The organism is Mycoplana sp. 10N416 (genome assembly GCF_056394765.1).
Window position 1 is genome coordinate 430,487 of the sequence record NZ_JBFTIM010000002.1, and the last position, 18,994, is coordinate 449,480.

The 18,994-nt window shown below is 63.0% G+C and carries 18 protein-coding genes, 1 tRNA gene and 1 pseudogene; 2 read left to right on the forward strand and 18 right to left on the reverse strand.

Annotated elements, in window-relative coordinates; all coding sequences use genetic code 11:
• Positions 1 to 22: 22 nt before the first annotated feature.
• Positions 23 to 151, forward strand: coding sequence for a hypothetical protein (locus AC1DDS_RS06325; protein ID WP_477478098.1), 129 nt, complete (start codon positions 23 to 25; stop codon positions 149 to 151).
• Between the two features lie 239 nt (positions 152 to 390).
• Here AC1DDS_RS06325 and AC1DDS_RS06330 read toward each other — a convergent pair whose 3' ends face one another.
• The 6 genes and pseudogenes from AC1DDS_RS06330 to AC1DDS_RS06355 form a co-directional block, all read right to left on the reverse strand.
• Positions 391 to 693 carry a hypothetical protein gene (locus AC1DDS_RS06330; RefSeq protein ID WP_477478099.1) on the reverse strand — a complete coding sequence of 101 codons (303 nt, stop codon included), beginning with the start codon at positions 691 to 693 and terminating at the stop codon, positions 391 to 393.
• A gap of 82 nt (positions 694 to 775) precedes the next feature.
• On the reverse strand, positions 776 to 1,240 hold the full coding sequence (locus AC1DDS_RS06335) for a hypothetical protein (RefSeq protein ID WP_477478100.1): 465 nt from the start codon (positions 1,238 to 1,240) through the stop codon (positions 776 to 778).
• Between the two features lie 19 nt (positions 1,241 to 1,259).
• Positions 1,260 to 1,355, reverse strand: a tRNA-Sec gene (locus AC1DDS_RS06340).
• A 132-nt stretch (positions 1,356 to 1,487) separates the two neighbouring features.
• Positions 1,488 to 2,216, reverse strand: a pseudogene (locus tag AC1DDS_RS06345) (DNA/RNA-binding winged helix domain-containing protein); the annotation flags it as partial.
• A complete protein-coding gene (gene selB, locus AC1DDS_RS06350) occupies positions 2,204 to 3,304 on the reverse strand; it encodes a selenocysteine-specific translation elongation factor (RefSeq protein ID WP_477478101.1) in 1,101 nt (366 codons plus the stop codon). The pseudogene AC1DDS_RS06345 and the gene selB, both read right to left, overlap by 13 nt.
• The gene (locus tag AC1DDS_RS06355) at positions 3,301 to 4,095 is read right to left on the reverse strand and encodes a tetratricopeptide repeat protein (RefSeq protein ID WP_477478102.1); all 795 of its coding nucleotides are present in this window, start codon (positions 4,093 to 4,095) and stop codon (positions 3,301 to 3,303) included. The genes selB and AC1DDS_RS06355 overlap by 4 nt, the downstream gene beginning before the upstream one ends.
• On the opposite strand from AC1DDS_RS06355, the gene AC1DDS_RS06360 reads away from it, so the two are divergent.
• Entirely contained in the window at positions 4,085 to 4,450 is a 366-nt protein-coding gene (locus tag AC1DDS_RS06360) for a hypothetical protein (RefSeq protein WP_477478103.1), read from the forward strand. The two genes, AC1DDS_RS06355 and AC1DDS_RS06360, sit on opposite strands and share 11 nt — an antisense overlap.
• On the opposite strand, the gene fdhE is transcribed toward AC1DDS_RS06360, so the two are convergent.
• The 12 genes from fdhE to AC1DDS_RS06420 form a co-directional block, all read right to left on the reverse strand.
• Positions 4,444 to 5,361 carry a formate dehydrogenase accessory protein FdhE gene (fdhE, locus tag AC1DDS_RS06365; RefSeq protein ID WP_477478104.1) on the reverse strand — a complete coding sequence of 306 codons (918 nt, stop codon included), beginning with the start codon at positions 5,359 to 5,361 and terminating at the stop codon, positions 4,444 to 4,446. The genes AC1DDS_RS06360 and fdhE overlap by 7 nt on opposite strands.
• 53 nt (positions 5,362 to 5,414) lie before the next feature.
• On the reverse strand, positions 5,415 to 6,119 hold the full coding sequence (locus AC1DDS_RS06370) for a formate dehydrogenase subunit gamma (RefSeq protein ID WP_477478105.1): 705 nt from the start codon (positions 6,117 to 6,119) through the stop codon (positions 5,415 to 5,417).
• Positions 6,103 to 7,056 (reverse strand): formate dehydrogenase subunit beta, encoded by a 954-nt coding sequence (fdxH, locus tag AC1DDS_RS06375; protein ID WP_477478106.1) that lies wholly within the window; start codon positions 7,054 to 7,056, stop codon positions 6,103 to 6,105. Before fdxH ends, AC1DDS_RS06370 begins: the two co-directional genes overlap by 17 nt.
• A 9-nt stretch (positions 7,057 to 7,065) precedes the next feature.
• Positions 7,066 to 10,140, reverse strand: a complete 3,075-nt coding sequence (gene fdnG / locus AC1DDS_RS06380; RefSeq protein WP_477478107.1) for a formate dehydrogenase-N subunit alpha — start codon at positions 10,138 to 10,140, stop codon at positions 7,066 to 7,068.
• Between the two features lie 421 nt (positions 10,141 to 10,561).
• A complete protein-coding gene (locus tag AC1DDS_RS06385; RefSeq protein ID WP_477478108.1) occupies positions 10,562 to 10,708 on the reverse strand; it encodes a hypothetical protein in 147 nt (48 codons plus the stop codon).
• Positions 10,709 to 10,805: 97 nt separating this feature from the next.
• On the reverse strand, positions 10,806 to 11,888 hold the full coding sequence (locus AC1DDS_RS06390) for a transglutaminase-like domain-containing protein (protein WP_477478109.1): 1,083 nt from the start codon (positions 11,886 to 11,888) through the stop codon (positions 10,806 to 10,808).
• A 2-nt stretch (positions 11,889 to 11,890) separates the two neighbouring features.
• A complete protein-coding gene (locus AC1DDS_RS06395; protein WP_477478110.1) occupies positions 11,891 to 12,337 on the reverse strand; it encodes a TlpA disulfide reductase family protein in 447 nt (148 codons plus the stop codon).
• A gap of 483 nt (positions 12,338 to 12,820) precedes the next feature.
• The gene (locus AC1DDS_RS06400) at positions 12,821 to 13,651 is read right to left on the reverse strand and encodes a LysR family transcriptional regulator (RefSeq protein WP_477478111.1); all 831 of its coding nucleotides are present in this window, start codon (positions 13,649 to 13,651) and stop codon (positions 12,821 to 12,823) included.
• A 376-nt stretch (positions 13,652 to 14,027) separates the two neighbouring features.
• Complete coding sequence (locus AC1DDS_RS06405; protein WP_310413819.1) at positions 14,028 to 14,969, reverse strand: ABC transporter permease; 942 nt, start codon at positions 14,967 to 14,969, stop codon at positions 14,028 to 14,030.
• Complete coding sequence (locus tag AC1DDS_RS06410) at positions 14,966 to 16,015, reverse strand: ABC transporter permease (protein WP_310413822.1); 1,050 nt, start codon at positions 16,013 to 16,015, stop codon at positions 14,966 to 14,968. The genes AC1DDS_RS06405 and AC1DDS_RS06410 overlap by 4 nt, the downstream gene beginning before the upstream one ends.
• Positions 16,005 to 17,540 (reverse strand): ABC transporter ATP-binding protein, encoded by a 1,536-nt coding sequence (locus AC1DDS_RS06415; protein WP_477478112.1) that lies wholly within the window; start codon positions 17,538 to 17,540, stop codon positions 16,005 to 16,007. Before AC1DDS_RS06415 ends, AC1DDS_RS06410 begins: the two co-directional genes overlap by 11 nt.
• Positions 17,537 to 18,979, reverse strand: coding sequence for an amidase (locus tag AC1DDS_RS06420; protein ID WP_477478113.1), 1,443 nt, complete (start codon positions 18,977 to 18,979; stop codon positions 17,537 to 17,539). Before AC1DDS_RS06420 ends, AC1DDS_RS06415 begins: the two co-directional genes overlap by 4 nt.
• Between the last annotated feature and the right edge of the window lie 15 nt (positions 18,980 to 18,994).

Genomic DNA, 18,994 nt, shown 5'->3' on the forward strand with positions numbered 1-18,994 from the left:
CCACAGGCGGCCGGCACCGAGGATGTCCTGGATCGTGATGACGCTTGCGGACTGTAGCATCAGGATCACCTCGGTGCCGAATCTGCAGGACGCGGCGAAAGGCGCCGGGATGACCGCGGCGCAGCACCAACCCTGGTCGCTGAAGGGGTGAAATCGACGAAGACATATCCGTCTGTGAACTCGACGCTGTCGAGCTTCGGATGATGACGGGGCAAGAGATTCCCCATTCTCTCTTTATGTTCTCGCCGTTGCGAACACTGGGCGCGCGGTCGCGTCGCATCCATTCGTAGCCCCGCACGCCTCCCAAGTCGTCCGTTTTGGAGGCTGCACTTCCCGATATTTCGGCACCTTGAAAGCGGTCAGGCGATCCGACGGCGCGCAGCGTCGCTTTCATTGCACCGTCACCTCATCAATTCTCAGCCGCCGGCCCCACCTGTCGAAGAAATGATTGTCGTTGAGAACCAGCCGGTCCTCCATCAGGCGCTCGGTAAGTTGCTGCAATTCACCTCGCGCGTTGACGTCCTCGACCGGCCCGCCCCCGGCCTTGTCGGTCAGTGTCGCAAACACCGCTCCGTCCCAGACAGCGCCTGCCCCGGCGAGCAATGCTGCGACTTCTGCCCAACCGATTTCGTCACCGACGACATGGAAATAGGTCGAGCGAAGCGGCGTGACACTGAGCTTCCCGATGGTCACGAGAATCACGAGCGCAGTGAAACCGCCCGTCCGGCGGAACTCCTGCCTTATCCAGCTATCAAAACGCGCATGCCTATCTGCATCAGACCTCGACAAGCGGCAGCTCCACGACTTCCCGCTCCATGAGGTTGAGGAAAGCCGTGCTGCGGCTTTCTTCAAACCACCGTTCGAAAGCGGCCAGCACCTCGGGAATGGAGCATTCCTCATCGACCTCCCTGTCGGGCCCCGCTGCATTCCAGATCGCGAGGATCACCGGCATGAACTGTTCCGCGGCATCCCGTTGCGCTTGCGTTGCCCCGCTCCATCCGACCTCGCGGTAAAACACGCTTCCGCCGCTGCCTTGCGCCTCTGCCTCATCCTTTGCCGTCGCGACCGCCCTGCCGATTGCACGCAGCAGATTGAGCCGTCGGTAGGCGAATACCCGCTCGTTCTTGAGGTGCTCGGTCTGCCGCGCCGCTTCCTTCCGGAATTGTTCCTCGGCCACGCTCGCTTCTCGAGCCCGACGGTCGAGATCGTCGAGATAGGCCGCGTATTCGCTACTGATCATCGCGTGCTCCTCTGATTTCTGGCGGAAGAGAGTGGGAGTCGAACCCACAAAAGACCGTCTCGCGGCCCCTCCCGGATTTGAAGTCCGGACGCCCCACCGGGGACGCATCTCTTCCAGCTAAGACGACTGCATCGACCTTGGCGTCGCCCACAGGCGCACGGAAGAGGTCGAGCCGATTCCTGTTGATCCGTCGCGCATCGCCGCGCCGGAACGTGACGCCGTGACGGTCGAGAAATTCCAGGATATGGATCGCGACCTTTCGCCCGTTGTCGAGCCGGTCACGCATCTGGGCCACGCTGAACTGTCCATCCTGGGCGGCTGCGCTCAATTCACTGGCGATCTCCACGACCTCCGCTACGGTACCCCGCAGAAAAAAATGATCGTGGTCGATCTCGTCGACGCGGCCCATGCGGCCAAGGCGTTTGAGGAGTTTCCTCACCTCCGTCTCCCGCACACCCTGCATGTCGGCAATGTCTCGCACGCGCGGCGGACGGAAACGCGCCGCGCCCCCCAGCAGCGGCGCAATCATCTCCCACAACGCCTCGTCCTGCGGCAGGAGCTGGACGACGTGGGTCGGCAGTTTGACCCAGGCACCGTCCATCGCAACAACGCCGGACGAAGCGAGATCGCGCAGGACCGAGACAAGAGCCGGAGCCGGAAGCCTCGGCTCGATCTGCAGGCGCAGGCGCTCCATGCCGATGCCGGGGAGATCACGGTTCTCGGCATGGAACCTCTCCAGCCGCTCCAGGATCGCTTTGCGCAAGCGCAGCCACGTGGGCGGCGCAATCACCAGCGTCGCAGTCTCGGCGCGCAGCCTGAGCAGGGTGGACCGTTCGGCCATGGCTTCGACCTGTGCGCGCAGCAATGCAAAGTCACGTTGGAAGGCGCTGATGTCGAGGTAATGTGGCGGGCTTTGCAGCAGAGCCAGCAATGCCCGCTCGGGATCATCGTTGGAATAGGCCCTCAGCTGCGCCATGCGTTCCGGCGTGCGTCGCTTGCGGGCCGGCGCGCGCAGGTCGCGCAGCACGCCGCCGCCGATGGTCCGCTGCCCACCACGAAGCGATCGCCCGATGCCATTGCGGCGGGCTGCTCCAGCACAAGTTGCACGAATCCTTCCTCGCCCGGCGCAATGGGCTGTTCTCCCAGCAGCACGATTCTTGCGCCGACCTCCAGCGCGGCATGATGAAGACGCACCGGCATCCACTGCGAAAGGGGCTTTGTCTCTGATGCAAGTACCCGCAGCTGGGCATCGATGCGGTCGCAAGGCCCGTGGAGGGTTGCGTCCAACACCATATCTCCCCGGGAGATCGCGTCTTTAAAGATGGCCTCGCCTGCCAGATTGAGGGCGCAGCGATCACCGGCCGTGCCGCGTTCGGCCTTCATGTTCTGCGCGTGCAGACCGCGGACGCGACCCGAGATGCCCTTCGGACTGATGACGATCTGGTCGCCGACGGACACCGAGCCGGAAAGCACGATGCCGGTCACCACCGTGCCCGTGCCCGCCAAGGTAAAGGAGCGGTCGACAGCGAGCCGGAACGCTCCCGCCTGCTGCCTGTGCTCCTGCAGATGGGAAGCTTCGACCAAGCGGGCACGAAGCTCCTTCACACCCATTTCGGTGACGACAGACGTCGGTATGATGTCGAGGCCTTCGAGCCGGGTTCCGAGAAGAGCGTTGGCAACCTCGACATGCGCTGCGGCGAGCCGGTCTGGCGCCACCAGGTCGGCCTTGGTCAGAGCGACGATGCCCCGCTTTATGCCAAGCAGATCGAGGATGGCGAGATGCTCACGCGTCTGCGGCATGACCCCGTCATCGGCGGCGACGACGAGCAGCGCAAAGTCGATGCCGGTCGCGCCGGCGAGCATATTGTGCACGAAACGCTCATGGCCCGGCACGTCAACGAAACCGATCGCCTTGCCATCCGCCCCGGGCATGTAGGCGAAGCCGATGTCGATGGTGATGCCCCGGGTTTTCTCTTCCTTCAACCGGTCGGCGTCGACCCCGGTCAGCGTGCGGACCAAAGAGGTCTTGCCGTGATCGATGTGGCCCGCCGTGCCGACAATCATGACACCGACTCCGGCAGGGGACTTTCTGCGATAAGGCGTGCTTTCGCGACCTCAGCATCCGACAACGAAGCCTCGACCGCGCCGATGAACGGCTCAGCCAGTTCACTGCCGCCCGCTTGGGCCCGCAGGAGCCATGCCAGGGCGGTGAATGGGTCGCGTGCTACCCCGGCGCCCAGATGGAAAGCGGCGCCGAGCATGGCCTGTGCGTCGACCTCACCGCGTACCGCGGCCCTGTCCCACCAATGCACCGCCTCGGAAGCGTCGCGTTCGACGCCAAGCGCATTGTGATACATCATGCCGAGCCGGGCCATGGAGGAGGCAACGCCCTGATCGGCGGCGGCCTTCGCCCAGCGCAGCGCCCCATCATAGTCCGCGGGTATAAGTTCACCTTCAAGCAGAATCCAGCTCAGCATGTCTTGAGCAGGGGCGTCGCCGCTTTCAGCTGCTTGACGGTAGAGATCTGCCGCCCGCAGCGGATCTTCCCGCACGCCCTCCCCCTTGAAGTAAGCTGTGGCGAGGTTACGCTGTCCGACCGGATCGCCAGCCGCCGCAGCAAGCGTCAGCCACTTGATCGCCAGTCCCGTGTCGCGCTCGACGCCAAGGCCGCCGGAAAAGCACGCACCGATATTGTTCTGCGCTCGCGCGACGCCCAGATGCGCGAGCGGACCCCAGATCGCCAGGGCCGCGTCATAGTCACCCTGTTGCGCTGCGGTGAGTGCAGTACTCATCTGCTCCTGTGGTGTCGGCGCCGACGTCTCAGAGCGCCTTAGCAAGCTGTCGATGAATCCCATCAGTATCCCTATCCATTTTGAAATGGCCGAGATTGCGCGTGATTGCAGCTACATCCTCCAGGCAGCGGAAATCGAGAATGAACATTTGGTCAGCGCGACCGATGACCGGCACCGGCAACGCGCCGAACGCAGTCGCCAAGTTGGCAACGGCCTGCAGCCCCGCTTTGGCACCGGTGGACCGGATTGCATTCCGGTACGCACGGCCTGCAAGCTTTCACGCACCGAGACCACCGCCAGGGGGCGTCCGAAACGCGCGACTGCGTGGGCCGCTATTTCCGTCCGCAAGACCTGGTCGACCGAAAGCCGACGATTGAGCGGAGCGGTGGTTTCCCTCGGCGCCATGTCGGTTCAATAGCCGAGGAGAAACGGGTTGACCCCGCCGCGCCGGAAGCTGAGTTCGCGCACCAACAGGTCCAGCCCCAGCGTCGCCACGTCGTCGGCTATCGGATCGGCGGCCGGCATCTTGTCCTGGTAGAGGATCTTCACATAGCCCTGGCAGGAACTGCAGGTTTCGGCCTTGACCGTGTCAGGCCCGGATTCGACCGCCTGGAACGATATTTCCTTGGTCGAGCCGCAGAGCGTGCATTTGGCGCGAACATAGTTCCACAGCGTGCCGCAGAGCGAACAGGAGCAGAAGCGCGTCCCATGCGCGCCGTTCCAGCCAACAACCATGCTCGTTGAAGGCGGCGCACCGCAGGCGGGGCAGACGCCGTCGCCGACCGGATGGAGCGTGTCCGGGTCGAGCCTTGCGGCAAGCCGGGCGAAATGAACCTGGAGCGCCGCCGCCACGAAGGCGTGTTCGGCCACCGCCTCGGCGGGCACCCAGTCGGACAGCACATTGCCAATGACGCCGTGCAGCATCTCTTCATCGGCGACGCGAATGCGGGAAAGAGCGAGATGCGCCTCGGGCGGCATTTCGAGCGCGGCGGCGGCCGTCGTCAGCCGGTCGAACAGAGAGGAGAACGCCGTGTCGGCCACGAAATCCATGCGGGCGAGCGGCGGCATTTCATGCTCGGCGGCCCGGTCGAGGATCTCGGCAGCCGGCATGGAAGGCTCCGGCAGGTTATCCTGGATCGTAGCCTGAACCTCTGAAAGTCCGGCTAGGAATTCCAGATAGGGACCGAGGTCATGACCAGCAGCCAACTGGCGAAAGCGTGCTGCCCGATCGATGAAAAGCCTTTCGGGATCGGGAAGCCGCACGAATGGCGGCTTCGCAATATTCCCAATCTTGGTGGGGTCGGCTTTCAGATTGTGAAATTTCCTCAATTCTCTCCCCCACGAACCACGCGGGCAACGTGCCGCCGGCCCTTCTTTATCTGTTACTCGGCCGGCGTGACCTCCTTGGGGCCACCTTTGGACTTACCGGAGACCAGCTCTCGCAACCAACGGCGATGATGCCGCCATGCCCACCCCCCGGTCACCCGGCCGCGAGTCATGGCGCCAATTGTACCGCGCACCCAGATGGCGGCGTAGACATGGACGATCCACACGCAGATCATCACGATTGCCAACATTGAATGGATCAGCACGGCCACACGTTGCTGCTCGACCGCGAAGTATTCACTGAAGAACTGCTGCCAGATCACCACGCCGCTGGCGAACAGCAGCACAATGAGCAGCGACATCGACCAGAACACCAACTTCTGGCCGGCATTGTACTTGCCGATTTCGGGAAGGTTCTCGTCGTTCTTGGTCAGAACGTCCTTGAGGCGACCGAGCCAGACATTGTCAGTCCGCTCCCACAGATTGAGCTTCCAGAAGCGGAGGAACAGGCCGATGAAGCCGAGCAACAACACCACCCCAATGAAGGGGTGGATCATTCTTGTAAGCGCTCCGCCACCGAAGAGCCCAGTCAGGAAATACAAGCTTGGATGAAACAGAGCCAGTCCGGACAAGGCAAGCAGCACAAGGCTGATTGCCGTGATCCAGTGATTGATGCGGGCGGCGGCGGTGTAGCGGTCCACCGTGACCGGATTGCCCCGGTGGATGCTATCGCCTTTCGCCGCTTCAGCTTGCTTGGTCATGACTGTTCCCCTCCGCCAGACGCCTTGCCGCCTCTTCATCCGCGGACGACACCCGGTTCGGACCGGAGACGAGGTGATGGAGGAAGCCGATTGCCGCGAACGCGCCGATGGCCGTCAGGCCGGCATATTTGGTCAGCCCCTTCCACGCTTCGACCACCGGGCTGATGCGCGGATTGTTGGCAAGCCCCGCATAGATTTCCGGCTTGTCATTGTGATGCAGCACATACATCACATGGGTGCCGCCGACGCCGGGCGGATCGTAGAGGCCGGCATTGGCGAAACCGCGCGACTTCAGATCCTCGATGCGGCTGGCCGCATGCTGGTTCATCTCTTCCTTTGTGCCGAAGACAATCGCCTGGGTCGGGCAGGCTTTGGCGCAGGCCGGCCCCTGCCCGACCGCCACGCGGTCGACGCAGAGCGAGCATTTGTAGGCCTTGTGATCAACCTTGGAGATGCGCGGAATGTTGAAGGGACAGCCCTTCACGCAATAGCCGCAGCCGATGCAGTTGGCCTGGACGAAATCCACGATGCCGTTCGAGTACTGGACGATGGCGCCGGGAGCCGGGCAGGCCTTGAGGCAGCCCGGATCCTCGCAATGCATGCAGCCATCCTTGCGGATTAGCCATTCGAGATTGCCGGTGTCTGGGTTCTCGTACTCCGTGAAGCGCATCAGCGTCCACGAATTCGGCGTCAGGTCATGCGGGTTGTCATAGACGCCGCTGTTGACGCCGACGTCCTCCACCAGTTCGTTCCACTCAAGGCATGCCGACTGGCACGCCTTGCAGCCGATGCATTTGGACACGTCGATCAGCTTGGCCACTTCCGTCTGTCGCTGGGCGGGCGGAGCGATGGTCGAAGCAGAGCGACGAATCAGGTCTGCGTCACCAAACTTCGGCGCGACAGGTTCCGTGGTCGGGTTGTCAATCACTGGAAACATCGCTCCCTCCTACGCCACCGGCCCGGAAATGGGCTCGATATCGACAAGAAACGCCTTGTATTCAGGCGTATGCGAGTTCGCGTCGCCGACTGGTGGCGTGAGCGAGTTTATCGGCGAGGCTTTTTTGGTCTCCCCGATAAAGCCGAAGTGCAGCGGCAGGCCGATCGTATGGACCGTCTTGCCGTCGACCTGGAGCGGTATGAGGCGCTTGGTGACGACCGCCTTGGCCTTCACCTCGCCGCGGTGCGAAGAGATGCGGACCATCTGCCCGGCTGCGATTCCTTTCTCCTTTGCCAGTTGCTCCGACATCTCGACGATCGCTTCGGGCTGCAGGACCGCGTTGGTATGAACGCTCTTGGTCCAGTAGTGGAAATGCTCGGTCAGCCGGTAGGTGGTCGCAACGATGGAGAATTTGGACGGATCGCCGAACACCTCCATGTTCTTATCGAACACCCGCGCCACCGGATTGCCCCTGATCTTCGGGAACATCGGGTTGGTGACCGGCGACTCGAACGGCTCGTAATGGACGGGGAACGGACCATCCGTCATCAGGCCGCGGACCCACAGGCGCGAAACGCCTTCCGCGTTCATGATGAACGGGCCAACCGCCTTTTCCGGCGGAATGGTCGGCACATAGTCCGGCACGTCCGGCCCGGTCCAGCGCTGGCCGTCCCAGTACATGTACTTCTTCTCCTCGCTCCACGGCTTTCCTTGCGGATCGGCAGAAGCGCGGTTGTACTGGATGCGGCGGTTGGCGGGCCACGAGAAGCCCCAGCTGCCGAACACGCCCAGACCCGACGGATCGCTGTTGTCGCGGCGCTGGGCGAAGTTGCCCTTCGGACCATAGACGCCGGCGTAGATCCACATGGAGCCATCGGTCGAGCCGTCGTCGCGCATCTCGCCGAAGCTGGCGAGCTGCTCGCCGGCGCGGCGGATGACATTGCCTTCGACATCCTTGACGTCAGCCAGAGCCTTGCCGTTGAGCTCGCGCAGGAGTTCGTCGGGATTGGGCTTCAGCGGGTCCTGGTAACTCCAGTCGATCGCCAGCAGCGGCTCGGCGGCCGTTCCTCCTTCCACTTCATAGAGCTTGCGAATGCGCGTGAAGAGGTCGGCCAATATGTCGATGTCCTTGCGGGACTCGAAATACGGGTCCGCAGCCGGCCATTTCCACATGATGCAGCGACTGGAGTTGGTGAGGCTGCCCTCTTCCTCGGCAAAGGACGTGACCGGTAGCATGAACACTTCGGTCTGGATGCTGGCGGTATCAACATCGTTGAATTCGCCGTGATTCTCCCAGAACCGTACCGTGTCCGTCTCGATCGGATCCATGCTGACGAGGAACTTCAGCTTGGCCAGCGCCACCCCGGTCTTGCGCGAGTCGGCGATGGCCATCAGCGGATTGAAGCCCTGGCACAGCAGGCCCGTCGTCTTGCCCTGATGCATGACGTCGAACATGCGCAGCGCGTCATAGCCGACGTCGACCTTTGGCAGCCAGTCGAAGCCGAAGTCATTTTCCTTCGTGGCTTTGGCCCCGAAGTAGCTCTTCAGGAAGCTGATGTAGAACTTTCTGTAGTTCTGCCAGTAGCTGGTTTGGTCAGGCTGCAGGGGCTTGAACGTCCGCTTCTCCAGATGTGCCGCAAGCGTCGGCTCCTTGTCGGTCGGCAGAGCGAGATAGCCCGGGATCGCCGCCGTCAGCGTCCCCACATCGGTGATGCCCTGGACGTTGGAATGGCCGCGAAGCGCATTCACCCCGCCTCCTGGAATGCCGACGTTCCCGCACAGCAACTGGATCATCGCCGCGGTGCGGATGTTCTGCGCCCCGCTGGAATGCTGCGTCCAACCGAGCGCGTACATGATCGTCATGGCGCGCTCACCATTGGCGGTAGAGGCCGCCCATTCAGCCACCTGCAGGAACTTGTCCTTCGGCGTACCGCTGATGCGCTCGACCATCTCGGGCGTATAGGGCTCGAAATGCTTCTTCATCTGTTGGAAGACACAGCGCGGATCGGTGAGCGTCATGTCGCGGACAGCGAAGCCGTCCGGTCCGATCTCATATTCCCAACTGCTGCGATCGTAGCTGCGCTTCTCCTCGTCGTAGCCGGAGAACAGACCTTCCTCGAAGGCGAAGTCGTCCCGCACGATATAGGCGGCGTTCGTATAGTGCCGCACGTACTCGTGATGGATCTTGTCGTTGCTCAGGAGGTAATTCACCACCCCTGACAGGAAGGCGATGTCACTGCCCGGCCGAATCGGGGCGTAGTGATCGGCGACCGCCGCCGACCGGTTGAAGCGCGGATCGACGACCATGAGCTTGGCGCCACGCTCGGCTTTCGCCTCCGTGACCCATTTGAACCCGCAGGGATGCGCCTCAGCGGCGTTACCACCCATGATCCAGACGACATCAGCATTCTTGATGTCCGTCCAGCTGTTTGTCATTGCACCGCGACCGAATGATGGGCCCAGACTGGACACCGTCGGTCCGTGTCAAACGCGTGCTTGGTTCTCGAGTTGCAAGATCCCCAGGCCGCGAGCAACCTTGTAGGTCAGCCAGCCCGTCTCATTGGTGACCGAGCTACCAGACAAAAACGCCATGGTCGGCCAACGATTGACGGGAACCCCATCAGTGTTGGTTTCGATGAAATTGGCGTCGCGGTCTTCCTTCATCAACTTGGCGATGCGTTCCATCGCGAAGTCCCACGTCACCTGCTCGAACTTGTCGCCGCCAGCCTTGCGGTACATTGGCTGCTTCACGCGGGTCTTGGACTTGATGTAGTCGATCGCTGCCGCGCCCTTGGGGCACAGCGTCCCGCGGTTCACCGGGCTGTCCACATCGCCCTCGATGTGGGTAACTTCCATCTTGCCCGGCTCGGCCTTGCTTTCCGCCGAGAAGATCATCATGCCGCAACAGACGGCACAATACGGGCAAGAGCTTCGCGCCTCTTTTGTCTTGGTCAGCCTGAACGGCTTTACCGTTGCTGCGTAGGCAGCTTCGACGCCGCCAAATCCGAACGCCCCCAGGGTGGTGCCTGCGACGCCTGCACTCGCACCCTTTAGAAAGGCACGGCGCGAAAGGTCCATGTTCATTCTTTCCTCCAGATTGGGACCCTCCCGGGGTACGATCAGCGCGTATAGTACTGTAACGATAGCAACAAAATATTACATTGCAACAAGCAACTTCCAAGCAGACAATACTTATAGTTATCTATTTCAGGACACACCGCAGTGTAAACACCGAATAATCTTCGACGTCTTTACTGCTCATCTTTTTTCGCCTCGAACACTGGTCACCACACCGTTTTCGCGGAGTGCGTCGTGCCGATGGCTTTGCCCTATCAGCTTACGAACGAGGTTGCGCACGTACAAATGAAATTAAATGCGGCATGGGAACAAGAATTTTGCAGTGTTGTTCGAGCGAGGTAAGCAGCGGTCACTTGAATTTCCCGCCAACAGCCGACGAGCCGATGGTGAAAATTGCTTGGTAATTCGTTTATTCCGGCGGTAGAATTTAACGTTGCACGACGGTGGCCGGCTGCCAGCCGAGACGTTGCTGAAAATAATCGGCGCAGCCGCCGCCATGCGCAAGTTCCGTCAAGCGCACCGGCTCATTCGCGAACCCGGAAAAGATCTCGGGCGCCGATCCGGCAACCGCCATCTGCTGAACCTTTGCAGGCCACACTCCAATATTTCACTTGAACCGCATCGTCGCGCGGGGCGGATCGCTTGGACCCGCCCCGTCATGTGTCAGTTGCTCAGGACGCGATCTCGGCGGCAGTGATCGTGTATTTGAAAGCATCGGGATCAAGAGTATCGAGCAGTTCTCCATCGATCTCGGCCTGCGGATACATCAGGAAGGCGACCTTGTGGGCTGACTCCGGCAACACCAGATCGTGGGCAGTGTTGTAGGCAAGCCAGTTGCCCTCCCAGGACCCGAACAGTTTCTCCCGCGCGGCAACGACCACCGGAGAATCGATAGCATTGTTGCCAGGCGGCTCCTCCAGCATGACCTTGCGGACATCCGCCGGATCGACCGCGATCCATCCGTAGTCGGAAACATAGACCTCGGCGCGGCAATGCTGAGATTTGGTGACCGTTTCCGAACCCGCTCCGAGGCTCTTATAGCTGAACTGGGAAGGCGCAACCCGAATCCCATAGACGTCACGCGCCGGCAGCCCCGACGCCCTGGCCAGCGCGACATAGAGCGCATTCAGGTCTGCGCACTTGCCGCCGAGATTTCCCGACTGCAGCATGCTCGCGACATCCCCGGTGCCGCAACCGCGAACGGCGCCGTCCCGATGGCAGTTCTCGACGATCCATTCGTAGATCGCCCTGGCCTTGTTAAGTTCGGTCGTCGAACCGGCCGTGATCTTGTCGGCGACTTCCTTCACGATGCCATCGGTCGGCATCAGTTCCGTCGCCTCGAGGTAAATCGGCCGCTCGGCATCGCTCAATGACCCGACCGGCGCGGAGCGGCTTTGTGTCTTGATCCGGCTTTCAATCTGCAGCACGGCCGATGTCTGATCTGCGGAGAACTTCGCGTGCAGCAGCTTCGCGCCATGTTTCGGATCAGTCACGATCTCCGCGGATGCGGCATTGCCTGACCATTGGTCGCCGGACGGCACCATCCACTCATCTTCGTGCAAGGAAGGTAATGGCACCCAGAGCTGTGCAGCCCGGTCTGACTTCGGGATATCGACACGCGTGGTAATGCTGAAGGTCCGCCATGCCCCGGACTGAGGATCGAACCTCAGATCCGCTCTTGCCAGTGCCGGCAGCATCAGTGCGGTGGCAGAACAGGCTGCTGCCCCGGCCAGGAATTCGCGACGGCTGGTCATTGTCACTTACCTCCCTCTCTTTCAACAAATGCCGGTTCACCCTCAACCGGGGTTTTGATCGTCTCATCCAACGCGGAATCGACATCTCGGTTATTCCAATCAAGCTCGCCTTTGACGAACAGGACTGGAGAAAGTTCTGGCCCCAGCACGAAGCTGGTCGGCAGTGCCATTACCTGCCATGCCTTTGTGATCCTTCGATCGCGATCCAGCAGAACGGGGAAGCTGACCGGGTATTTTTGGAAGAAGGATCGCACGCGTGCATCGACCTCTCCGACATCGACAGCGAGAATGGCCAAGCGCTTGCCGTGTCGCCGCGCCGCCAACCTCTCCAGGGACTTCAACTCCCCGACGCAGGGCTCACACCAGGTGGCGAAGAAATGAACGATGACGGCCTGCCCTCGATAGTCCTCGAGGGATATCCTTTTGCCGTCGAGAGAATCGAGTTCCAACGGCGGCCTTGTTCCACCCAGCCAAGGCGCAAGCGTCGCGTGAGGAGAGCTCAGTGCGATTGTCGGCAACAGCCAGGAAACGTAGAGCAGGGCCACCGGCGCAAGGAATCTGCGGGGGGCGGAACAGATCGCAAAACTGTCGCCCCGAACCTCGGGAGCCGCATAGAAGGCCACACCTAACGGTAGCCCGGCTCGCCTGATTGTCAAGTCAGGGTGGTCATTGCCCTGTCCGGAGGGCTACAGCCAGCTTGACAGCGCGGTGCGATCTTGTGGCGATCGACGCCGCTGATACCCGTATGACGGGTCGCGGTGGCATCGTTCCCGTCGAAGGCGGTATCGATCCGCAGCCCCTCCGAGCGGCTGCCGATCGTGCACGCTGATGACTCCTGGGGCGATACGTGAGCGCACCGATTGACCTGCTCTCGACAGTTCCGCGATGGACGAATATGCGGCGGTTGAATCAGTGACTTAGGACCCGGCTTGTCAGAGAATGGTACGCAGTCCGGCGAGGGTAGGGCCGACGATGCGGTCATCCGCGGTAGCAGACTGTACCGCGTAAATCGGATAGGAGAACTGCGGCATCTCGGGGACGATGTGAAGCTGTTTCGCCGCTACAAGGGGCTCCACCGTACTCAACCTGAAGTAACCAGACCCGCCGCTTGCAAGGACATAGCTGAGCGCCAGCGGGCCGAGATCGAAAGTGAGATCCGGTATGATATCCGGGAAATTCACATGGTGGTGCCGCACGAAGTCCGGCCCCCAGTCCATATAGACATATTTCGTCTCCCCGAGCCGCGCCTCCGGGTCGGTTGTCACAAGCACGAGCTTTTCTTCCAGGAGCAAGTCGATCTTGAGGCCGGGCCGATGGGCGGGCGCATACATGATCGCCACGTCGACCATCCCCGAGGCAACCTGATCGATCAGGTCCTGGGGCACATCGACACGCACGCGCAGCGCGATATCGGGGAGGGACTGGCGTATCCATCGGACCCAATTGAGCAGCATTGGTTGCGCAAGCGTAACTTCGCTGCCGATCGTCAGCACCGCACGGCGGCCTGGGGGAACCGCGACCTGATGCCGAGTTCGCTGCCACAGCTGCACGAACATCGGCGCATGGTGCAGGAACTGCTCGCCTGCTGGCGTCAGCGACGCACCACCTTTGTTCCGGATGAACAGAGGCCGGCCAAGGAGTTGCTCAAGGTTGCGGATCCGCGCGCTGACCGTTGTCTGCGCCACATTCAAACGTTCCGCGGCCCGAATAAAGCTTCCGGTCGAAACGATTTCCAGGAATGTGCGGGCCAGCTCAATATCCATGCTTTATAGCATGAAAGCTGCGCTCAAATGTCAATATAGTTCGTTTGCCCTCTTCTGACCCGAGAATAAGCTTGGATATGCACTAAGCCAAACCTTCTGAACGTCGTTGTTTGTAGGGGAGATTTGGCTTCATCACGCATGCGTATCTCACGGTTCGGCGGAGAAGAGTTTGTTATTTTCATTGAACGTGCGCGCGAGGACGACGCCCATCCTTACGCTCGCCATTGCTGTCTCTCGCCTCGATGGCAAAGGTGTAGTCGCCCGTGCTCGTCACGCTTCGTGGCGATGAAGGCGGGCGAGGTAACGAACATGGCCTTGAGCAGGTGATTGACCATCGCCTCCGACCCCACCCGGCCGAACGGGCAACCGCCTGAGCCTAACGCTCACCGCGCCGATAGGGTTGCATCAGCGCTTGCGGGACGCGGGCGCGGCGGGCCATGGCGGCGAGAGCCACGATGGAGAGTATATAGGGCATCATCAGGAAGATTTGGTACGGCACATCGCCCAGCACCGCCTGCAGCCGCAATTGGAACGCGTCGAAGAAGGCAAACAGCAGCGCCCCGAACAGCGCCCTTGCCGGCTTCCAGGAGGCGAAGACGACGAGCGCGATGCAGATCCAGCCGCGCCCCTGCACCATGGTCGGGAAGAAACTGTTGAACGCCGACAGCGTCAGGAACGCGCCACCGACGGCCATCAGCGCACTGCCCGCCATGATCGCGCCGTAACGCACCTTGATCGGGTCGACGCCCTGTGCTTCGGCCGCGTGCGGGTTTTCGCCGCTCATGCGCAGCGCCAGCCCGAGCGGGGTGCGGTAGACGACATAGCCGAGCAGCAGCGCGATGACGATCGCCAGATAGGTGGGCGCGGTCTGGGTGAAGAGCGCCGGACCGACGAAGGGCAGATCCGAGAGGCCCGGAATGGCGAGCGGTCGGAACGGCGTCACCGTCGGCGGCGTCGAGGCAAGCGGCACCGTCAGGCGGAAAATATAGTAGCTGAGCGAGGAGGCAAACAGGGTGATGCCAAGCCCCGTCACATGCTGAGACAGGCCAAGCGTCACCGTCATCGACGCATGGAGCAGGCCGAACAGCGCGCCGGATAGCGCGGCGACAAGGATGCCGGTCCAGAGGTCGGCACCGTTGAACACCGCGAGCCAGCCGATCATCGCGCCGAAGGTCATGATCCCCTCGATGCCGAGGTTGAGGACGCCGGACCGCTCCGACAGCAGCGCGCCGAGTGTGCCGAAGATCAGCGGTGTCGCGATCCGCAGGACCGCGGCCCACAGGCCGGCCGAGGCGATGATGTCGAACAGCGTGCTCATCGGCGGATCCTGTACTGGGTGAAGAAGATGGCGACGAGCATGGTCAAGAGCGACAGCGCAACGGTGACGTCGGCGATGTAGGTCGGGATGCTCAACGCCCGGCTCATGCCGTCGGCGCCGACGAACATGGTGGCGGTGAAGAGCGCGGCGGCGATCACCCCGAGCGGATTGAGGTTGGCCAGCATCGCGACGATGATGCCGGCATAGCCGTAGCCCGGCGACAGGTCGGTCGTGACGTATCCCTTCACGCCCATCACCTCGATCGCGCCGGCAAGCCCGGCAAGCCCGCCCGAGAGGCAGGCAACCTTGACCAGCGTCCTGCCGAGCGGCACGCCGGCAAAGGCGGCTCCCTCCGGGTTCAGGCCGGCGGCACGCGACTGCAGGCCGAAAACGGTGCGCGCCTGCAGGAAGTGGACCACCAGTGCGGTAACGACGGCCACTAGCAGGCCAATATGAAGACGCGACCGCTCGATCAGCTTGGGCAGCAGCGCGTGGTCGGCGACCGGCATGGACTGCGGCCAGCCGAAGGCGAGCGGATCCTTCAGCGGCCCCTCGATCATCATCGAGACGAAGAGGACGGCGACGAAGTTCAAAAGCAGGCTCGTCACCACCTCGTCGACGGAAAAGCGCAGACGCAGCCAGAGCGGCACCAGCATCAGGAGAATGCCGGCAAGCGCGCCGGCGGCAAAGAGGAGCGGGATCAGCACCGGTCCCGGCAATCCCGAGAGCGCGCTCGACCCGAGCGCGGCCACCATGATCGCGCCGAGATAGAACTGCCCTTCGGCGCCGATGTTCCAAAGCCGTGCACGGAAGGCGACGGCAGCCGCAAGCCCGGTCAGCATCAGCGGCGTCGCCCGCGTCAGGGTTTCGGTGGCGGAGAGCCGCGTACCGAAGGCGCCGGTCAGGATGCGGCCATAGGCCTCCAGCACAGGTGCGCCAGCCAGCGCGATCAGGATACCTGCGAGCGCCAGCGCCGCGGCGACGGCGAGGATCGGAGACAGGACGACCAGCAGCAGCGGGCGATGTTCGCGGCGTTCAAGGCGCATCGGTCTGTCCTTCGCTCGACGTCCAGTCCCCGGACATCATCAGGCCGAGGCGGCGCGGGTCGGCCTCCTCGGCGGCGATCGGCGCGGAAAGCCGCCCCTTGACGATCGCCTGGATGCGGTCGGCAAGGCCGATCACCTCGTCCAGGTCCTCGGAAATCAAAAGCACCGCCGTCCCCTGCCGGCGTGCCTCGAGGATGCGCGCGTGCACGGCGGCGACCGCGCCCTCGTCGAGGCCACGCGTTGGCTGCGCGGCGATCAGGATGCGCGGCCGCCGGTAGAGGTTGCGCCCGAGGATCAGCTTTTGCATGTTGCCGCCGGACAGCAGGCGCGCACGGCTCGTCGGCGTGCCGCCGCGCACGTCGAAATCCTCGATGATGGTGGCGGCCAGCGCCTGGCCGGCTATGCGGTTGACGAGGCCGGCCCGGGAGAAATGCGCGGTGTGGATCCGCTCCAGCACGGCATTCTCCCAGATCGCCATTTCGCCGATCGTGCCTTGCCGGTGGCGGTCTTCGGGAATGCGGCCGACGCCGGCTTCCACCAACTCGTGCACGTCAAGCGCGGGTGTGATTTCACCAAACAGCCGCATCTCCCCGCTGCTTGGCGCCGCCAGCCCGCTCATCAGCTGCGATAGCGCCGTCTGGCCGTTTCCGGAGACGCCGATGATGCCCAGCGTCTCGCCTTCACGCAGGAAGAAATCGATCTCCCTCAAACGGTCGATGCCGCCGCTGGTCACCGTCAGGCGGGACGCCTGGAACACGGTTTCGCCCGGTGTCGCGGGTTCGCGCGTGGGGCGCGTCACGCGATGGCCGACCATCAGTTCGGCGAGCTCCGCCTTGTTGGTTTCGCTGGCCATGCGCTCGGCCGCCACCTTGCCGCCGCGCAGGACGACGATGCGGTCTGCCGCGGCCATGACCTCGTCGAGCTTGTGCGAGATGAAGATCAAGGACAGGCCCTGACGCGCCATCTCCTTCAGCGTGCGGAACAGCCGCTCCGCCTCGATGTTGGTCAGTACGGCCGTCGGCTCGTCGAGGATCAGGATGCGCGCGTCGTTGTAGAGAGCCTTGAGGATCTCCACCCGCTGCTGCTCGCCGACGGACAGGTCGCCGAGCCGCGCGTCCGGATCGACGTCGAGGCCGAAGCGCTCGGCGATTGCCAGCAGCTTGCGCCGCGCCGCCCGTTTGTTCGAACGCCATGACCAGAGCGACTCGGTGCCGGTCATGACGTTTTCGAGCACGGTCAGGTTCGGCGCGAGCGAGAAATGCTGATGCACCATGCCGACGCCAGCGCGGATCGCCGCGCGCGGGCGGCCGTGCGGAAGCTCGGTCCCGTCGACACGCACGGTGCCCTCGTCCGGCGTGTAGTGGCCGAACAGAATGCTCATCAGCGTGGTCTTGCCGGCACCGTTTTCGCCGAGCAGCGCCAGCAGTTCGCCCTTGCGCAGGCTGATGGAGATATCGTCATTGGCGACGATCGGGCCGAAGCGCTTGCTGATGTGGGACAGTTCGAGGACGGTTTCGAGGGTCATGCCGCAAGTCCCGCGACGGGAAAACGATGTTGCCAGCGCTCTTCGCGCTCGAGCCGGGCGGCGAGGGAAAGCAGCAACTTCTCGCAGCCCATGGGGCCCATCACCTGGAGCGGCAGCGGCAATCCGTCCGCATCCGCGCCGAAGGGCAGCGTCAGTGCCGGAAAGCCGGAGATATTTGCAAGGCCAGCCAGCGGCGCAAAGGCCGTCATCCGATGCAGGTGCAGATCGGTATCGGCATGGTCGGTGGGAAAGGACCCGACCGTCGGGGGGGCGGAAGAGAGCATCGGCATCAACACGCAGTCCAGGCTTTCGAACAGGGCCCAGGTTCTGTGGCTCACATGCACCGCGGCATCGAGCGATGTCCAGAGGCGTCCACCGGATAATTTTCGTCCGCGCTGCGCAAACGCGCGGGTCAGCAGTTCGGCAAGGTCCAGATCAAGCCCGGCAGTCTCGGCAAGCCGGGCCAGATTGACCGAAACGATGTCGGCGAAGACGGTGGCAGAGATCGCTACCGATTCCTCAAAATCGGACCAGCGGAGCGGAACGATCCGGTGCCCGTCCCTTTCGAGAGTTTTCGCTGCATCCAGAACCGCCGCGCTTCGCGCTGCATCCGTCGGATAGTCGCGGCCGGTGTCCGTCAAAACGCCGATCCGCAAATCGCCTTCAGCAGGGTCGCCCAGTGCCGGGTCGGCAAAGGGCCCTCGGGCCTTGCCGTGCAACGCCTCGAAGATCGCCTGTGTGTCGCGCACCGAGCGGCAGACGGCAAGCTCGCTGGCGATCCCGCCGAGGTGGTTGCCGAAATGCGGGCCGCCGGGAATGGCGCCGCGCGTCGGCTTCAACCCGACAAGGCCGCAGCAGGCGGCCGGCACGCGGATCGAACCGCCGGCGTCGGTGGCATGAGCGATCGCGACGATCCCGGCTGCGACGGCCGCGGCTGCGCCGCCCGAGGAGCCGCCGGCGGTGCGGGACGGGTCGAGCGGATTGCGGCAGATCGGCCCGCGGGCCGGTTCGCTCGCGAGCGAGAGCCCGAATTCCGGGCTGGTGGTCAGTCCGAAGCAGGCAAAGCCCGCCTGCCGGAACCGCTCGGCGAGGTCGGAATCCGTCGCAGGATCCAGCATCCCATCCAGCATGCGCGACCCGGCCCGGACGGGAAAGCCGGCAAAGGGGCCGCCGAGGTCCTTTACCAGCGTCGGCACGCCGCCAAAGGGTTTGGTTGCGAAATGCGCCGGATTGGTCGCTCTCTCCGCGTCGAGACTTGCGGCCGCCTCCCGGCCGCGCGCTTCATCGAGGTGGCAGACTGCGCCTAACGCCGAATTGGCGGAGGCGGCCGAAAGCGCCGCCTCCATCGCCGCGGGCACGGAAAGCACGCCGGAACGGATCGCATCGGCCAATGCCGATGCGTCTCCCTTTTCTACACCGGTAGACTCTGGCGTGGACACGACCACGGCCAGCCG